An 18,105-nucleotide genomic window follows, 5' to 3' on the forward strand; every position below is an offset into this window, starting at 1 on the left:
TATGGGGATAAAACGGATAGTATTTATTCTGATTGCGGTGATCATTGCGGGTTTCGGTGTCTATCAATTCTCGGCATATTCCGAAAAGCTGACGCCTTCCACAGACCTTGCCCGCGAAGCGATCGGCGGTGTGAACCTGCATGACCATATTAATGACAGTCACCTGCTTAAGCAGTTAGGCAGCCCGTTAAGTCAAGAGGATAATGAGCTGTATGATTACTATCATTGGAAGGACGGTCTTGTCACAGCCTCGGTTCATTCCGGCCCGGATGAAGGAATGATCAAGCGGATCAAGATCACAGCCATAGATAATAACCGCTCAGATGACCCGCTCCATACGGCCTTGGGCATCGGACTCGGAGACAGCAAGCAAAGTGTTATTGATCTGTATGGGAGCAAATATTACAAAAGCAATGAGCAGACGGCAGATATAATCGGATATATTGATCATAAGCAAGGTGTTACGTTAGAATTCTGGTGTACTCCAGATGCTACAGTAGGTGAAATCCGCCTGGACGACGCCGATATGAAGTAAGGCCGGTTAGCCCTTTGCCCTGGAGCTGTGGTACAGTTTGAACATAAGGTTGACTTTACACGGCGGGAGAGGAAGAACTGCATGTATTCAATAGTAAATCCGGAGGCGGTACGCAGTCTTGCGGAGCAGAATAATCTTACGGCAATGTTCAGCAGCGGCGCAATTGCCCAAATGGAGCTTCGGCGCTACAACGACGGGGACGCAGTGTGTTCGGTGGGCGACCGGCTGGAGAGCATGTTCATTCTGGTGCAGGGCAAGCTGAAGATTCATACCCTGCTGCCTAACGGCAAATCAATGCTGGTCCGGTTCGCCAGGCCGATGTCGGTGATCGGGGATGTGGAACTGCTGCGCCAGTATCCGGTCAAGAACGAAGTGGTGTCGGTGGGGGACAGCCTGCTGCTGGTGGCCGGAAGAAAGCTGCTGCTAAAAGAGCTCGAAGACAATACGGCGCTGCTGCGCTTCCTCGTCGGGGAGCTGAGCCACAAGCTGTATACGCTGGGCCAGACCTCGGCCATGAATGTGCTGTACCCGGTGGAGAACCGCTTCGCCAGCTACCTGATGTCACTCTTCTCGGACAACACCGGCGCTCAGCGGATAGAAGAGATCCGGACCTCCAGCCTGACAGAGACTGCTGATCTGCTGGGGACAAGCTACCGGCATCTGAACCGGGTGGTGCGCCGTCTGATCGAGGAAGGGATCATTGAACGCAGACGAGGCCGGCTAATTGTGCTGGATGAAGAGAGGCTGGCCATGCTTGCGAACGGGAATTTGTATGAATGAACCTGAGTGAACTCTAGTGAGACTGAGCAAACCTGGGTGAATGACAGCAGCCTACTTACATAGCTATAGAAGTTAAACGGATAGAGTACTCTTCCAGAACCGTCATCTCCTGCCTTTGGCCGGGGTGGCGGTTTTTTGTGTTTTTTATGTAAATATGGAGATTATGTTCTTGCATACAGGAATCCCGCTGAATCCCCCGGAAGCCGGGCCAAAGGAGAGTCAAATGTATGCGAAAAACCGAACACGATGTGCGGCCATGAAGGTACCCGGGTCAAATGTATGCGGAAAACCGAATACAATGGGCTGCTATGGAGGTAACCGGGGCAAATGTATGCGGAAAACCGAATACAATGGGCTGCTATGGAGGTAACCGGGGCAAATGTAAGCGAAAAACCGAACACAATGGGCTGCCATGGAGGTAACTGGGCCAAATGTAAGCGAAAAACCGAATACAATCGGAGCGGTGCTGCCATGGAGGTATGTTTCTGTAATTCATCATTCTTACAGCCTTGCCTGCATGTTTCAGCGAATGCTCAGCTTCATTTCAGATTGGTTTAAGGATTGGAACGTAAGATACAGACAAGAGGAAAAGATTAGTAACACGCTTAAGGAGGGACGGGCCAGCAGCAGACGTATGGAGCGCACATGCAGGTGGATACACGTAGGATACATAGTCTACAAGCCCCTAGGGGCAGGGGTTATGCAATATAGCTTACATATGGAGTGGAGGAAATTACTATGTTCAGCAGAATTAGAGGAATACGCGCCAAAATCATGTCCGGCTTCGCCGCTGTGATTATCGTGTTCATTATCGCAATTGCGGGCAGCACCTTATTTCAGGGTAAGGTGACCATGCTTACAGAACAGATCAACCGTAACTATAGCAAGCTGTCGCTGGTGCAGGGATTAACCGATGATATCCGTACGGCAGATGGGCTGGCGGCGAGGTATGTCATGAGCTATACGGATGAGGAAAGAACGGCCAATCTGACTGCTTATGAAGCGATGATCCCGCAGATTACGGCGGCGGCTGAACAACTGAAGGATGCGGGCCTGAACGAAGCTGAGCTTGCGGGAATTACGAATCTGGAGAGTGAATGGGGCAATTATCTGGCCGTGCTGGAGGAAGCTTTTGCCTTAGCCAAAGACGGCAATTTCCCGGAAGCACAAAAGTCGTTTACAACGCTCTCTCTGGATACCATTATCGATTCACAGCTTGTATTTGAGAATATGCTGCATGAAGAAATTGCGAAGGAGCAGAGTCAGGCGGCTACCCACCGCAGCTCGTCTATGGTTACGAGTATGGGAGTCACGGGACTATCTGTCCTGCTGGCTGCACTGATCGCGTTCGTGATGTCGGCACGGATTCTGAAGCCACTTAGTGATGTGAACAAGCAGCTCAAAGAGATTGCAGACGGCGATGCCGATCTGACCCGCAAGCTTAGTGTGCGGACGAAGGATGAGATCGGTGATCTGGCCCTGAATTTCAATAAAATGACCGATAATCTGGCGGCGATGATCGGCCAGGTGAATGCTTCTGCCAGCGGCCTCGCCGCTTCTTCGGTCAAGCTGACCGCTGATAGCGGAATGACTGCTGAAGCGACTGAGAAGATTGCCGGGATTATGGGCGAAGTTGCCACCGGCACGAGCCGGCAGATGAATGATCTGCAGACCAACATGAATACGATTATTGAAATGTCAGCCGGGATTCAGCAGATTGCTGCCAGTGTGCAGGATATTTCGGAAGCCTCGCTGCGCTCTGCCGAATATGCGGTTGCCGGAGATCAATCGCTGCAATCCGCCGGCCGTCAGATGGATTCCATCAACGAATCCATTCAGTCCCTCTCTCAGCAGGTCATAGGCTTCGTGAAGCGGTCACAGGAAATTGGCAGCATTGTCGGAGTGATCAAGGGGATTGCTTCGGAGACGAATATGCTGGCGCTGAATGCGACAATCGAAGCGGCGCGGGCTGGAGAGCAGGGCAGAGGGTTTGCGGTAGTGGCCGAACAGGTGCGCAGACTGGCCGAACAGTCAGCTGAATCCGCCAATCGGATTGCCGAGATGGCGGCCGGAATCCAGTCAGATGCCGACCATGCAGTGAAGATGATGAAGAACAGCATGAACGAAGTGCAAAGCGGAACTAATATCATTGAAGAGGCCGGACATTCCTTCCATGAAATCCGCAGCTCGGTTGATTCGCTGGCCGGACAGGTTCAGGAGGTATCCGGAGCCGTGGAAGAAATCACGGCGGCAACGGAGGAAATCGTAGACTCCATCCGCATGGTTACGCAGATCTCGGAGACCACTGCGGCGAATACGCAGCAGGTATCCGCTGCATCGCAGGAGCAGATGGCTTCGGTGGAGCAAATTGCCTCCTCAGCCAGCGCACTGAACAGGCTGGCGCAAGGTCTGCAGGGCCTGGTGGCACGGTTCAACGTGTAGATTAACTGGCCGTCAGCTTATTTTCAGCTTGATTATGCATAATAATTAAGAATTCTCTCCCAGAGAATAGATCTTAACCCCCTGCCAGAGACGGCGGGGGGCTTTGCACTCAGCGGGTAGAAGCGATCATAATCATACCTGCCCGATGGACGAATATACTATTTTGCCATCTTTCTCCGGTAGGCTTCCTCAAGAATTTGATGTAACCCTTCACTCCGTCTATGAATGAATGTTTCCCAGAACAGCCTGCCTTTCTCACTTAATTCTTGATCGGTGTAGCTGCCTTCTTCAAATTTCCCCCAGCAGCCATCTGCGGTAAGCTTGTCCCATCCCATATAGTCTGCGTACAACCGGTTATCAGCAGGGATGTTGGAGCCCATAGATTTCGTCTGGACAAGTTCAGGGCAGAGCCACATGGCGGTGCACACCGACAATAACCCGGCATGCATTTCATCTACCTCGTCCAAACCAGCTTGCGTCGCTGCTTCTGTCCAGGCATTAGGAGTGTTGTGATTCGGGGCGATCAAGAGAAGCTCAGGGTATTTGTAATTGATATGCTTAACAAAGGCGGCTTCCCAGTACGCTCCACCATGTCCATTGCAAACTACAAACTTGGTAAATCCCTGTCTTGCTAAATTAGTAATCATATCTTCTATCATTGCGGTCAAAATATTCGGGCTGACCGTTACCGTTCCCTTACAGTTGGCATGTTCTTCTGAAGTGTTAAATGGAAGGGTAGGCAGAACGTAGGCATTTAATGCCTTTCCATAGGATTCAGCATACAATTCTGCAATTAATGTATCCAAATGCATGGGAAGGAACGGACCGAATTGTTCGGTTGCACCAACGGATATAATAACAGTATCAATTCCGCTGGCTGCAACTTCGGTCGTTGTATTTTTATAACTAAGCATAATAACCTCCTGATCATTTGGCCATTTAATTATCCCGTAGAAATTACTTATACCTTCATATATTGTCTATACAGCTCCTCAAAAGTATCATAGCGTTCGACTGACCGGCCTGTCAGGTTATATTCTTCCAGATATTCATCCATCGCCTGCAGAAATTGCTCCTTAAATCCATCAAGCTGATCGGCATCGAAGTGTTGCATTAAATCAAACCTCCGGGTTCCCCGCGACTCCGTCATTTCATCCAGGAACTGCTGTGCTCCCATTGCGGTATAGAAGGCATAGGATTGGTCCTTCATTTCGGCGCTTGCAATAACCTTATGGCGGTAATTACACCATAGCTCCTCATAGGTGCCCGCCAGATTATCGTAGGCCGGTACAGGCGGGACTACATATTTTTGATATAGAGTTTTGTACAGATTGTGGATGCTTCTTAGAAGGGTATAGGTTGTGCTTCGTATGTCATCCATCGTCTTGGCATGAATCACATCCATATATATCCTTTCAAAATCCTCAGGAATATACCGGTAGGCGGCAATTTCCTCCAGATATCGCTTAAGCCCTCTTTTAAAATACGTATTATTCAAATTAGTCAGTGCACAGACCAGATTGTAGACCACCTCGCATGAAGCCAGCCTGACGGTCCCGAGATCCTCAGCAAGCATGGCATTCGCGTACTCCTGCTTGGCACTGTCGATCCACTTCTTCGCTCTGCCGATGCATTCGCTCCCGATAGGCTTAGCTAAAGTGTCCAGCGCCCGCTGTCTGTACGCATTGAATTTCTCCATATATTCCGGTTTGGCACAATAGAGCACCTGTAAATCTATCAGACTGGAGGTCATCGGACTCTCAAGCGCAGCCTGCTCTTCAATCCGGGTCTCCCATGGAGTGCAATAGATATCGTATCCGACATCCCCCAGTATGAAGCAGGAAGAGATGCCCCAGCCCTGATGGTTGTTATTGATAATAATTAGATCCAGATCGCTTTTGTCATGGAAATCTCCGGTACGAAAAGAGCCCGTAAGCCCGATCAATGCAATCTCCTCCGGATAATCCCGCTTGGCCCGCTCAATAACCATGTTAATGAGCTTCTCGTTTTTGTGGAATAGTTCCTGCTGGTCAGCTTTATTCATGTGTAGTTCCCCCTTGGCCCGCGCCTTGTCTATTCATTGTATAGGCATCTTGCCTGCAGGGGTATGCCGACTTTAATTAAGATTAATCTCTCCCGGTGTTGGTCAGAGGAAGGGCTCAAGTCAACTTCACTTAATTCGCTGCATAAAAATATGAAATCCGTATTTATGCACATACTAATCATAGAATACGCCATCGACCTAAATCTAGTGATATCTTATATTATTACCATAATTAGTTAGTTCATAGCCGTTCTCTGGGTTCGGTCCGTTTCACTTGCGCTTGCGGAGAGGGCTGATCTGGCTGATTGCAACCTAATCTTCACAGCAGGGAAGGCGGGGGGAATCAAGGAGGCGAGAAGTATAAGGAGAGGGGATATTTTTGAAAGCGCATACTTTAAGGCCGCATCATAAAATTATAGGAGGTGGTTGGCAGATGATTACCAGACACAAGGCTTCTGTGAAAAGGACATTCCTGCTGTACAGTCTGATTCTTGCGCTATGTGTGGGCCAGCTGGCGTTATTCCCGGCAGTGGGGGCAGCGGCAGGCAATCTGGCTCAAGGCAAGACGATTACCGCTAGCTCGGTCGGTGATGTGTATGTGGCAGCGAACGCCAATGACAGCAACCAGGGGACGTATTGGGAGAGTGCCAGCAATGCTTTTCCGCAATGGATCAAGGTCGATCTAGGCTCCAGCAGCAGCGTCAATCAGGTTGTACTCAAGCTGCCGTCAGCCTGGGAAGCAAGAATACAGACATTGTCCGTTCAAGGCAGTACGGAGGATGCTTCTTACAGCAACCTGGCTGCATCAGCGGCCTACAGCTTCAATCCTTCCAGCGGCTCTAACACAGTCACAGTTAATTTCACTGCTGCAACAGCCCGTTATATTAAAATAACCTTCACGGCCAACACCGGCTGGCCTGCTGCGCAGCTATCCGAACTCGAGGTGTACGGAACTGCGGTTTCTACACCGGGAACTTATGAAGCGGAAGCTGCCGCCTTGTCTGGCGGGGCCAAAACCAACACAGATCACACCGGCTATACCGGGTCGGCATTTGTTGATGGTTATCTTGCCCAAGGAGCAGCGACAACGTTCACCGTTTCGGCTGCATCTGCTGGCAACTACAGCGCAGCGCTGCGGTATGCCAATGCCTCCGGCAGCACCAGGACGCTGAGTGTCTATGTGAACGGTATCAAGATCAAGCAGACCTCGCTTGCTAATCTGGCCAACTGGGATACCTGGTCTACACAGGCAGAAATCCTGGCGTTAAATGCCGGAATTAACACGATTGCCTACAAATACGATGCGTCCGACTCCGGCAACGTGAATCTGGATCAGCTGGTCCTGACCGTCTCAGCGGCACCGACCGCTACAGCTACACCCGTTCCGACGGTGGCACCAACGATAGCCCCGACAGCCACACCGGTGCCAACGGCAACAGTAGCACCAACGGCTTCTCCTACAGTAGCACCAACGGCCACGCCGGCTCCAACCCCAACTGTCACACCAACGCCTTCGCCAACTGCCTCGCCGACGGCCTCCCCAAGCGTGGGTCCTGGCTCGAACCTGGCAATCGGCAAAGCGGTTAATGCCTCATCTTCAGTCTTTACATTTGTACCCGCTAACGCCAATGACGGAGATGTGACTACGTACTGGGAAGGAGCGGGCGGAAGCTATCCGAATACACTGACTGTGAACCTTGGCGCGAACGCCAATGTAACCTCGGTAATTGTGAAGCTCAATCCGGCTGCGGCCTGGGCTACCCGTACCCAAACCATTCAGGTACTGGGTCATAACCAGTCTACAGGAACCTTCACGAGTCTGGTGCCGGCCACGGTGTATACCTTTAACCCGGCCAGCGGCAACTCCGTGACCATTCCAGTAACAGCAACGGCCAGCGAGCTGCAGCTGAAATTCACCGCGAACTCCGGTTCAAGCGCCGGACAAGTAGCTGAATTTCAGATCATCGGCACACCGGCTGCGAATCCGGATCTGATGGTAACGGCAATGTCCTGGAGCCCTTCCGCTCCGGTAGAGACCGATGTCATCACGCTGAATGCTACCGTCAAGAATACCGGGTCTGCTTCAGCGGCAACAACAAACGTCAGCTTCTATCTAGGTACCACGCTTGCCGGGACAGCACCAGTCGGTGCACTGGCTGCAGGTGCTTCGGCCACAGTATCGCTGAACATCGGTGCCAAAGATGCCGCAACCTATGCATTAACTGCAAAGGTAGACGAGAACAACACCGTCATTGAGCTGAATGAAGGGAATAACAGCTACTCGAATCCCGCATCGCTTACCGTAAATCCCGTATCCAGCTCGGATCTGATCGCTTCTCCGGTCAGCTGGTCGCCGGGGAATCCGGCTGGCGGGAATACGGTGAGCTTCTCCGTTGCTATTAAGAATCAGGGAACGGCAGCCTCGGCCAGTGGTGCACATAACATCACATTGACTTTGACTGATGCGACCACCGGTGCGGTAATCAAAACGCTGACCGGTGCTTATAACGGTGTCATTGCCAGCGGAAGCACTACAGCCCCGGTTACTCTTGGAACCTGGACCGCAGCGAACGGGAAGTATAATGTAAAAACTGAAATTGCCGCAGACGCGAATGAACTGGCAGTGAAACGGGCCAACAATATCCAGAATCATTCGCTGTACATCGGACGCGGGGCCAATATGCCTTATGACATGTATGAAGCGGAGGACGGGGTTGTCGGGGGCGGAGCGGTCAAGCTGAATCCGAACCGCAATATCGGCGATCTTGCCGGTGAAGCCTCGGGCAGAAGAGCAGTCACATTGAACACAACGGGCAGCTATGTTGAATTCACCACCAAAGCCAGCACCAACACGCTTGTTACCCGTTTCTCGATTCCGGACTCGGCAAGCGGTGACGGAACAACCGCTACACTTAATATCTATGTGAACGGCGTATTCAACAAAGCCATCACGCTGAACTCCAAATACGCCTGGCTGTATGGCTCAGAGATCAGCCCGGGCAATTCGCCAAGCGCCGGCTCTCCGCGCCACATTTATGATGAAGCGAATATTATGTTCGACAGCACTATTCCGGCGGGCAGCACAATCAGACTTCAGAAGGACGCAGCCAACACTTCACAGTATGCAATTGACTTCGTCAGCCTGGAGCAGGTAGCGCCGATCGCCAATCCGGACCCGGCCAAATATACGGTTCCGCTTGGTTTCACGCACCAGGACGTGCAGAATGCGATTGATAAGGTCCGTATGGATACGACTGGTAACCTCACAGGTGTATATCTTCCGGCCGGATCGTATGAAACCTCGAACAAGTTCCAGGTCTACGGCAAAGCGATTAAAATTGTCGGAGCCGGACCCTGGTATACGCGGTTCTATGCGCCGGTCAACCAGTCCAATACGGATGTTGGCTTCAGGGCTGCCGATTCAGCGAATGGATCAACCTTCTCAGGTTTTGCCTATTTCGGCAACTATACCTCACGCATTGACGGTCCCGGCAAAGTGTTCGACTTCTCCAATGTAGCGAACATTACGATCGACAACATCTGGACCGAACATCAGGTATGTATGTACTGGGGGGCGAATACCGACTACATGGTGATCCGAAACTCCCGTATCCGTAACACCTTCGCCGATGGCATTAATATGACCAACGGCAGCACGAACAACCTCGTGTCCAACAACGAAGCCCGGGCTACCGGAGATGACAGCTTCGCGCTGTTCTCGGCAATCGATTCTGGCGGCTCGGACATGAAGGACAATGTATACGAGAATCTGACCTCAATCCTGACCTGGCGTGCAGCCGGTGTAGCCGTCTATGGAGGTTACGCCAACACCTTCCGCAACATCTATATTGCGGATACACTCTGCTATTCGGGGATTACGATCAGCTCACTGGACTTCGGGTATGCCATGAACGGCTTCGGCGCATCGCCGACTACGAATTTCCAGAACATCTCAGTCGTCCGGGCGGGCGGACATTTCTGGGGCTCACAGACCTTCCCGGCTATCTGGGTATTCTCCGCCTCTAAGGTGTTCCAGGGCATCCGCGTCAGTGATGTGGATATCATTGATCCGACCTATCACGGGATTATGTTCCAGACCAACTATGTCGGCAATTCGCCGCAATTCCCTGTAGCGGACACGATTTTTACGAATGTCACGATATCCGGCGCGCAAAAGAGCGGCGATGCCTTCGACTCCAAGTCCGGAGTCGGTATCTGGGCCAACGAATCGGCTGAACCCGGCCAAGGCCCGGCGGTAGGTAACGTTGTCTTCAACAACTTGAAGATCCTGAACACTGTAACGCCTATTAAAAATACCACGTCAACGTTTACGATTACGGTGAATCCGTAGGCTGAATAGTATAGCTGATTATTGTATGGCTGATTATTGTATGGCTGAATACTACCCAGCTGCAATATGCTAAGCTGCATAATATTCAGCATGCTGCAAGAACCGCCTCCCGTGTGTCCGGGGGGCGGTTATTTGATGTAAGGAGAGTATGGGTCTACTGTTGCATCATCTTGATAGTATGATTCAGTTATGAGCCCATTTACTTTGGATGCGAAATTATTCCAGTGAGTATCATATCCAACATTATAGTTCCAGCCGCTTGACCGGAGCTTCTCAGCTAAATAAATATAATCAGCTCGTTGCTTATCGGTTAGGCTAACTGCCAAGGTTTCGTCACCAACCTTGAACTGTTTCAAGTAATCATGCAGCTTCCAAAGAACAGCATCCTTATCGTCACCCTCCATTCCTATGTGTAAGATAACTGAATCTATTGCATCATCTAATTTCTGCGTAACTAAGGGTTCGTTAATCCAGTCTTCTCTTCTCATACATTCCCTCCTCTGATTTTCACCATAATACCACATATTGGAATTCGCCTGGTTGCCGGAAATCCTGCATAATCTACAACAATTGTCATGTTCATGTCCCCGCCAAGTCTTGGCATCAGCTTTTACCGGAAGTCTGCTGGGTAATATGGATAGAATGTCAGTCCAGCAGCAGCGGCACCATCCGCCAAATCGACAGATAGCCTACTGTAGCGATACAATGGATGTTACATCGTGCATGAAGATTAAGACAGGAATAGGGGAGGTATATATATGACGAAGCTGGTAGTCAATAATATTACAGAGCTGATCGGCGGAACGCCGGTGGTACGCTTGAACCGAATTACCGGACCGGAGGATGCGGAGCTGTATGTGAAGCTGGAGATGTTCAATCCCAGCGGCAGTGTTAAGGACCGGGCCGCGTACAATCTAATCCTGCAGGCGGAGCTGGACGGGCGGCTGCAGCCCGGCGGGACGATCATCGAGCCGACGAGCGGCAATACCGGCATCGGTCTGGCGATGAACGCGGCGGCGAAAGGATATAAGGCAATCCTGATCATGCCTGATAATATGACGAAGGAACGGATCAATATCCTGAAGGCCTACGGCGCGGAGGTGGTGCTGACGCCGGCGGCGGAGCGGATGCCGGGCGCAATTGCCAAGGCAGTAGAGCTGGGCAAGGAAATTGCCGGGAGCTTCATCCCTCAGCAGTTCGAGAACAAGGCGAATCCGGACATCCACCGCATCACCACCGCTCCGGAAATTTTGGAGCAGATGGAAGGCCGGCTGGACGTATTCGTTGCTACATCTGGAACAGGCGGCACGATTACCGGCACAGGAGAGGCGCTGCGTGAGCAGCTGCCGGAGCTCCGCGTGGTTGTCGTGGAGCCTCAAGGCTCACCAGTGCTCTCCGGCGGCAAGCCCGGACCGCATAAGCTGGTGGGCACCAGCCCCGGATTCGTGCCGGCGATTCTGAATACCGGCATCTATAATGAGATTGTGCAGGTATCCGATGAAGATGCACTGGATATGGTAAGGAGGTTGGCCAGTACCGAAGGGATCCTGATTGGTCCTTCCGGCGGAGCAGCAGTATGGACAGCCTTGCAGGAAGCCCGGCGCCACGGCCGCGGCAAGCGGGTGTTGTGCATTGCTCCCGATACTGGTGAACGATATCTTAGTATGGGGATATTCGAATAACCCACTGGAGGGGACCCTATGAATCGCGTGAAGAGAAGTTCCCGGCACCGGCTGAAAGCTGCCGGATTGATGATTCTTACGGCGGCGCTAATCTCAAGCTTGTCCGGCTGTTCGCGGCCGGGCGGTACCGACAATTCAGGCGGTGCAGAATCTTCGGCCATGCCATCACCTCCGGTGGCGCAGAGTCCGTCGCCTGTCCAGCAGCAGACCGCCGTCCCGCAAACGGCGGACCCTACTGCAGCCGCCGCGGGTACCGAGTCGCCTGCCCTGGCGGCATTCCTCGATCCCGCCAAGCTGCAGCCTGTATTCGGCTTCGCCGACGAGACCGGGAGTCATATTCTTGTGACCACGCAGGAAGAGGGAAGCGGGGAGCAGATGGAATCCCTGAATACCGCTATCGGCAACGGAGGCCAGGTGCTGGCTGTGAAGTTCGAGAAGCGGCAAGCGGGGAGTGAGAACAGCAATGGCCGGGAGCTGGCGAATAATTTCGCTAATCTGGCCGGATTTGTCTACACGATAGAGAGCGGCGCTGCGAAGCCGGATGAAACCTATTATCTGGCTGATTCCGCCCTCTTCCCTCCGGCTGCCTTGCTGGAGCTTCAACCGGCTGACCCGGCTGCTCCGCAGCTTGCCGCCGGAGATCCCGTGCGCAAGAGCATAGCTGCCGTTAAGCACCGGGAGATTCAGTCCGCCTGGAAGCTGGCTGATCTGGCCCAGATTAGGGAGCTGTATCTGATTCAATTCACAAGGCAGGATAAGGATATGCTGTTCAGTCTTGTCCTGAATGAAGACGGTAAGCTCAGCTTCATGGATTATCCTGCGCTTATTGAGAACGATGAATATTCGGTCTGGCGTGTCGATGACGGCGGGGAGATGCGGCGGGAGATGTTCTCGTTATTGTTTGCTGCACAGTCGGCAGACGGATTGCTGCTTGGCCTGAACTGGTGGGGAGCGGAGGGTGTGAACTCCTTTTTCCTGCTGCAGCAAGGCAATGCCTTCAAAGAACTGGAGATCCAGTACGGCCGGTACACCTCTCCTATATAAGGCGGGATATAGATTCTTAACGATGACAAAGGCTCCCGGTCACCTTTTGGTGACAGAGGAGCCTTTGCCGGTTATAACAGGAGGATTAGACTTCGTATCATAGATGATCCTTCTATTGTCCGCTGGTGCGGGGTCGTCCTTATTGGCAGCACTGCCTTTTCCGCTTGGCTTAAATGCCTTCATCACAGGCCGGAACAGGATATACCCCAGCAGCCCGCCGAAGGTATTCAGAATGAGATCGTCCACATCAAAGGTTCCGATGTAGAATACCGCCTGCGCACATTCAAGCACCGCACTTAATGCCAAAGAGCGCAGCAGGACACCGGTGAAGGAGCCGCCGCCTTTTCCATTCGGGGACAGTAGCACAAGGAATATGCCATAAGGGATAAACAAGGCAATATTTCCCGCGAAATTAAGCATGGTAGTAGGTGTGAGATGATGATACGTATTGGACAGGGTAGCGAGCGGAACAAAGTTTCCTGTGCGCAGACTGCCGGCAATGTTATCCGGGCTGCGCTGCAGCTGCTGCCAGAGAAAGCTGAAGTTAATCGAACCAAACTTGAATAAGATGATTTTGAATAGTACATAGATGTATACGGCGAAAAGTGCCTGCAACCCGTATATTCTCAGTTTGTGTGCCGGATTCATTCCGCATCACCGCCTTCTCTAGGTTATATTGTTATATGGCCTGGCTGTTATGGATATACCGTCATAATAACGCCATCGATATTATTGCCTGAGAACTCCACATGCCGGCCTTCAGGGGTAGGAACCGGAGTATTTCCAGAGACCGCTATATAGGAAATCTGATATTCTGTATCGTTAACGGTAGCGGTAATCGTCTCCTGCTGCTTCAGATAATCCAGGTATTCTTCCAGGGTGAAATGCTTATCCCGCATAATGATGCTGTGCGGCAGGCCGACATAACGGAAATGCCAAGGCTCATACTGGATGCCGGTAATATCCGTCTTATCTTCAGGATAGCGCAGGATAAATCCGTAATCCCAGGCGTTGTCACGAAGCCATTGCCCTTCCGGAGCCTGGCTCATCGCCATCTGCGAGGAGCCGATATCAAGTGACAAGCCCAGGTTATGCTCGCTATGGCCCGGTGGAAGGGCATATTCGGCTCCCTTCTCCTCATAGAGCTGCTTCTGCTCCGAGTTGTTCCGGTATCCGCTGCTGATCAGGAAATTCTGGACGCCCTGCCCGGCTGCAGCTCCTATCATAATCGAGAACTGCTCCGCTACCTGCTCGGAGAGCATCGTCTTGTTGTCCAGCAGACCATAGCCTTCGGTCAGCTCCTGATGCTCAGACAGATTCACAATATCTTTACTGACTCCCGGTTTATGTACAGGGTATTCTTTGTTGACGAGCAGCAGATTGCCCTGATGAACCCTGCTTTTAGGGATAACCGTCAGATTCTTGGAGCCGTGGTCCGTAACGACTTGAACGATTGGGGTGTCCTGTCCGGGGACAACAGCTTCTCTGCCTTGGTGCACCCACTCCAATCCAAGCAAACCGGCAAGAACAACCCAAAAAAACCACTTCTTCATTTCATCTTCCTCCTTGGACTCTATGTCTATAAGAATAGGGAAGTGAATTTAAAAAGAAGTGGGGTAAAGATAAAGTTTTTCTTAAAATATTAAAATGCAAAGGCATTTCCGCGTAAAATAATTGAATTTAAATCTCTACTTGAGCAGACCCGGCAGCCGCACCTCAAAGAGAGTGCGGATCGTGTCACTCTGGACAGAGATCGTGCCGTGGTGCTGCTCGACGATATTTTTGGCAATGAACAGGCCCAGTCCGGTACTGCCCTCCTGATGGGTCCGCGCCCGGTCGCCGGTGTAGAACATATCGAAGAGAAAGGGAAGCTCCTCCTCGGGGATGCTATCCCCATAGTTGATCACCTGGACGAGCGCATTCTCTCCCTCCGGGTTGCAGCGGATATCGACATACTGGCCGTCTTTGCCATAACGTACGGCATTGGTCAACAGGTTCTCGAACACCCGGGCCAGCAGCTCGCCGTCCCCGGATATTCTCATCTGCGGAGCCAGCGCAAGGCGGGCAGTCAGCCCGTTGTTCTCCAGCACAGGATACAGCTCATCGTTCAGCTGGACGAGCAGCTCGCTTAGATCAAGCGGAAGCTTCTGGACGGTCAGCATGCCGTAATTCATCCGGGTAATCTCAAACAGCTCATCAATCAGCTTCTCAAGCCGCTGCGATTTGGTGTAGGCAATCGTTGTGTAATGCTTAACCTGATCGGCGCTTAACTGCCCGTCCTTCAGCACCAGATCCAGATAACCCAGCACGGAGGTCAGCGGTGTCCGCAGATCATGAGCCAGATTGAGCACGAGCTTGTCCTTGCTGTTCTCGGCGAAATCCCCGCGTTCTACAGCCTGCTGCAGCTTATCTTTGGCCAGATTCAAATCGGCGGCAATATCCTCGAACTCATCGCTGGATGTTATGCTGATGCGGCTCTTGAAATCGCCGTTCGCCAGAAGGCGGATATGCTGGGAGATCTCTTTGAAATAACGGGCATAAGGCTTGGTGAACAGGAAGAAGAACAGCAGCGCCAGCGGGATGAAGAAGATCAGGAAGAAATTGAGGTCGCCAAATTCAGCGATCATCCAGCGGTAACGGGCCAGCGTGTCCTCATACTTAACCTGTGAGGTATAGTACATTTGCAGGCTTTTATATAGCACAAAAGTAACAGCGCCCGAGCAGGCCATACTCAGCATCAACAGAAAGATCATTTTGAAGCGGAAGCTGCGGAACAGATTAGCCATTGAATGTGTACCCTACCCCCCAGATCGTTTTGATCCACATATTTTTGGTCTGTTCTTCGCCAAGTTTCTTCCGCAGGGTGCGGATATGAACCATGACCGTGTTCCCACCCTCATAATAGGCTTCACCCCAGACCTGCCGGAAGAGATGCTCTGCACTAAACACCTTCTTGGGATAGCTGGCCAGCAGATAGAGGATATCGAATTCCTTCGGCGTCAGCTCAACCGATTGTCCGTACAGCGTCACCGACCGGCGGTCCGGATCAATGATCAGACCTCCTGTTTCCAGCACTGCCTTTTGCTCCGTAACCGGCTGATTCAGCTGAGTGGACCGGCGAAGCTGCGCATTCACTCTGGCGACCAGCTCCATAGGGTTGAACGGCTTGGTCATATAATCGTCGGCGCCGATGACAAGTCCGGTGATTTTATCCAGGTCCGAAGTCTTGGCGCTCAAAAAAATAATCGGCAGCCCGTGCTTCTCCCGGATTTGCCGGGTCACCTCATACCCGTCCATGCCGGGCATCATAATATCCAATACCGCCAGATCAATATGCTGGGATTGGACCGCCTGCACAGCCGCTGATCCGCTTGTAACCTTGATGGGGTGATAGCCCTCTTTTTCCAGATGCAGTCCGATCAGCTCAGCAATTTCCGCATCGTCATCGGCGATAAGAATCGTAATACGTTTCATTTCGTTGTCTCTCCTGTATAGTCAGCATGAAATCATACTTGATTGTGCTTTGATCCTAGTGTACCCTATCGGATATGGTTTCGCGACCTGCTATGATAAGAAGATTGAGTTCCATCTTTGATGATTTTATATTTTAAATACTTAATTTTGTAACATTTACTTGCGGGCATAGCCCGAAAGAGTCATGCCGGGGAAGTCCCGGTAATGATAAAGTTATCTTCAGTATTAGGGAGGCGACTGCGACGTATACCCGAATTAAAGTGCTCATTCTGCTGATTCCAACACTTATGGTCGGCATCTGGGAGTTTGTGCGGCATCAGTTCCTGATGCAGTACATCTCCATGGACATGGGAAACTACTTAACTCCGGTGCTTGTCTTTCTGTTCAGTATCGTTCTGCTCCTGCCGCTCTTCCGGATGCTTGAACGGAGCCAGCGGGAGCTGGAACGGGAGCGGGCGGCAACTACGGCGATGGAAGCGCGTGAGCTGCTGGCCAAGGAGCTGCATGACGGGATGGCACAGTCGCTGTTTCTGCTCTCCGTGCGGATTGACCGCCTGGAACAGAACCGCAAAGACGGAGAGATCAGCGCAGAGAGCGTGAATCAGATCAAGAAAACAGTGCACGAAGTCAACCGCTATGTGCGCCAGGCCATTGCCAATCTGAAGGTGCCGGTCAGCGGCAAAGAGAGCTTCTCCCTGGAGCGGTCCATTCAAGAGCAGCTTGCCGGAATAGCCGGGGAAGTGATGATTGAGGTATCACTGGACTGGCATCTGGACGAGCAGGCGCTAACGGCAGCGGAACAGGCTGAGCTGTTGTCCTGCATCCGCGAGGCCATTATTAACGTGCGCAAGCATACGCGTGCAGGTAAAGTATCTGTCTCCGGCCAAGGCGATAGGCTGAATTGGAACGTGGATGTTGCCGATAACGGCGCCGGATTCGTGCATGCCGATCCTTTTGCGGTGAGTGGAAGTTATGGTCTTCAGATTATGAGAGAACGGGCACGCAGCATGGGCTGGAAGCTTAACTTACAATCCGGTTCTGCCGGAACAGTGGTAGAGATTTCGAAAGGGGGGACGACGGATGGAACGCTGCCGGGTGCTGATCGTAGATGACCATGCGCATGCTCGTGAAGCGATGAGTGAGATTGTGGCGCTGGATGAACGTTTCGATGTGATCGGCGCTGTTGCGAGCGGGGCGGAGGCGATTGTCTGGACGGGGCAATGGATGCCGGACCTGATTCTGATTGACATCGAGATGCCGGGAATGGACGGTCTGGAGACTACGCGGCGCATTAAGCTGGAATATCCGTATGTGAAGATCGTCATCGTCACGGTATCGGATGAGATCTCCTATCTGTTCGAAGCGCTCAAACAGGGAGCGCAGGGGTATCTCCTGAAGAACCTGGCTCCGTCGACCTGGATAGAGTATTTGCTGGCAATTGTAAGTGAGGAGGTTCCGCTGAGCCGGGAGCTGGCTTTTCAGATTCTGAAAGAGTTCGCCGTGACCTCCGTCAAGGAGGAGCGGGAGGCATTAACGGCGCGGGAGAAGGAAATACTGGGCTGTGTATCTTCCGGGTCAACGAATAAGGAGATTGCGGCCACCCTCGGGATCTCTGAGCACACCGTCAAGAATCACCTCAAGAACATTCTCCAGAAGCTCCAGCTCCAGAACCGCACGCAGCTAACCCGGTATGCCATGGAGCAGGGACTGGCTTCGCGGGAGCGGGATTTTCCGGGGAAAAGATAGAGCTTTG

The 18,105-nt window shown here is 52.0% G+C and carries 15 protein-coding genes; 8 read left to right on the plus strand and 7 right to left on the minus strand.

Going from position 1 to position 18,105, the window contains the following annotated elements:
• Window position 1: 1 nt before the first annotated feature.
• From R50912_RS13475 to R50912_RS13485, 3 genes are all read left to right on the plus strand, one after another.
• Complete coding sequence (locus R50912_RS13475) at window positions 2-535, plus strand: hypothetical protein (protein ID WP_042235472.1); 534 nt, start codon at window positions 2-4, stop codon at window positions 533-535.
• Between the two features lie 81 nt (window positions 536-616).
• Window positions 617-1,315, plus strand: coding sequence for a Crp/Fnr family transcriptional regulator (locus R50912_RS13480; protein WP_042235475.1), 699 nt, complete (start codon window positions 617-619; stop codon window positions 1,313-1,315).
• 738 nt (window positions 1,316-2,053) lie between these two features.
• Window positions 2,054-3,757: a methyl-accepting chemotaxis protein gene (locus tag R50912_RS13485; RefSeq protein ID WP_052416296.1), complete on the plus strand. Its 1,704-nt coding sequence runs from the start codon at window positions 2,054-2,056 to the stop codon at window positions 3,755-3,757.
• A gap of 158 nt (window positions 3,758-3,915) precedes the next feature.
• Here the strand turns inward: R50912_RS13485 and R50912_RS13490 are convergent, their stop codons facing one another.
• Window positions 3,916-4,671, minus strand: coding sequence for a creatininase family protein (locus R50912_RS13490; protein ID WP_042235477.1), 756 nt, complete (start codon window positions 4,669-4,671; stop codon window positions 3,916-3,918).
• 47 nt (window positions 4,672-4,718) lie between these two features.
• Window positions 4,719-5,801: a nucleotidyltransferase domain-containing protein gene (locus R50912_RS13495; RefSeq protein ID WP_042235479.1), complete on the minus strand. Its 1,083-nt coding sequence runs from the start codon at window positions 5,799-5,801 to the stop codon at window positions 4,719-4,721.
• Between the two features lie 433 nt (window positions 5,802-6,234).
• Between R50912_RS13495 and R50912_RS13500 the strand changes: the two genes are divergently transcribed.
• On the plus strand, window positions 6,235-10,152 hold the full coding sequence (locus tag R50912_RS13500) for a galactose-binding domain-containing protein (protein ID WP_063840073.1): 3,918 nt from the start codon (window positions 6,235-6,237) through the stop codon (window positions 10,150-10,152).
• A gap of 128 nt (window positions 10,153-10,280) precedes the next feature.
• Here the strand turns inward: R50912_RS13500 and R50912_RS13505 are convergent, their stop codons facing one another.
• Window positions 10,281-10,640, minus strand: a complete 360-nt coding sequence (locus R50912_RS13505) for a hypothetical protein (RefSeq protein WP_042235481.1) — start codon at window positions 10,638-10,640, stop codon at window positions 10,281-10,283.
• 270 nt (window positions 10,641-10,910) lie between these two features.
• Between R50912_RS13505 and cysK the strand changes: the two genes are divergently transcribed.
• Together cysK and R50912_RS13515 are read left to right on the plus strand one after the other, a co-directional pair.
• Complete coding sequence (gene cysK, locus R50912_RS13510; RefSeq protein ID WP_042235483.1) at window positions 10,911-11,834, plus strand: cysteine synthase A; 924 nt, start codon at window positions 10,911-10,913, stop codon at window positions 11,832-11,834.
• Window positions 11,835-11,852: 18 nt separating this feature from the next.
• Window positions 11,853-12,878: a hypothetical protein gene (locus R50912_RS13515; protein ID WP_052416297.1), complete on the plus strand. Its 1,026-nt coding sequence runs from the start codon at window positions 11,853-11,855 to the stop codon at window positions 12,876-12,878.
• A gap of 39 nt (window positions 12,879-12,917) precedes the next feature.
• Here the strand turns inward: R50912_RS13515 and R50912_RS13520 are convergent, their stop codons facing one another.
• From R50912_RS13520 to R50912_RS13535, 4 genes are all read right to left on the minus strand, one after another.
• The gene (locus R50912_RS13520) at window positions 12,918-13,526 is read right to left on the minus strand and encodes a VanZ family protein (RefSeq protein ID WP_052416300.1); all 609 of its coding nucleotides are present in this window, start codon (window positions 13,524-13,526) and stop codon (window positions 12,918-12,920) included.
• A 47-nt stretch (window positions 13,527-13,573) separates the two neighbouring features.
• A complete protein-coding gene (locus R50912_RS13525; protein ID WP_042235485.1) occupies window positions 13,574-14,431 on the minus strand; it encodes a D-Ala-D-Ala carboxypeptidase VanY in 858 nt (285 codons plus the stop codon).
• Window positions 14,432-14,566: 135 nt separating this feature from the next.
• Window positions 14,567-15,664 (minus strand): HAMP domain-containing sensor histidine kinase, encoded by a 1,098-nt coding sequence (locus tag R50912_RS13530; protein ID WP_042235488.1) that lies wholly within the window; start codon window positions 15,662-15,664, stop codon window positions 14,567-14,569.
• Window positions 15,657-16,352: a response regulator transcription factor gene (locus tag R50912_RS13535; protein WP_042235491.1), complete on the minus strand. Its 696-nt coding sequence runs from the start codon at window positions 16,350-16,352 to the stop codon at window positions 15,657-15,659. The genes R50912_RS13530 and R50912_RS13535 overlap by 8 nt, the downstream gene beginning before the upstream one ends.
• 287 nt (window positions 16,353-16,639) lie before the next feature.
• Between R50912_RS13535 and R50912_RS13540 the strand changes: the two genes are divergently transcribed.
• Window positions 16,640-17,464, plus strand: a complete 825-nt coding sequence (locus tag R50912_RS13540; RefSeq protein WP_042242331.1) for a sensor histidine kinase — start codon at window positions 16,640-16,642, stop codon at window positions 17,462-17,464.
• Window positions 17,433-18,098 (plus strand): response regulator, encoded by a 666-nt coding sequence (locus R50912_RS13545; RefSeq protein ID WP_042235493.1) that lies wholly within the window; start codon window positions 17,433-17,435, stop codon window positions 18,096-18,098. Before R50912_RS13540 ends, R50912_RS13545 begins: the two co-directional genes overlap by 32 nt.
• Window positions 18,099-18,105 lie beyond the last annotated feature (7 nt).

Origin of the sequence: Paenibacillus sp. FSL R5-0912, assembly GCF_000758605.1 — a bacterium.
Taxonomy (GTDB): Bacteria; Bacillota; Bacilli; order Paenibacillales; family Paenibacillaceae; genus Paenibacillus_AQ.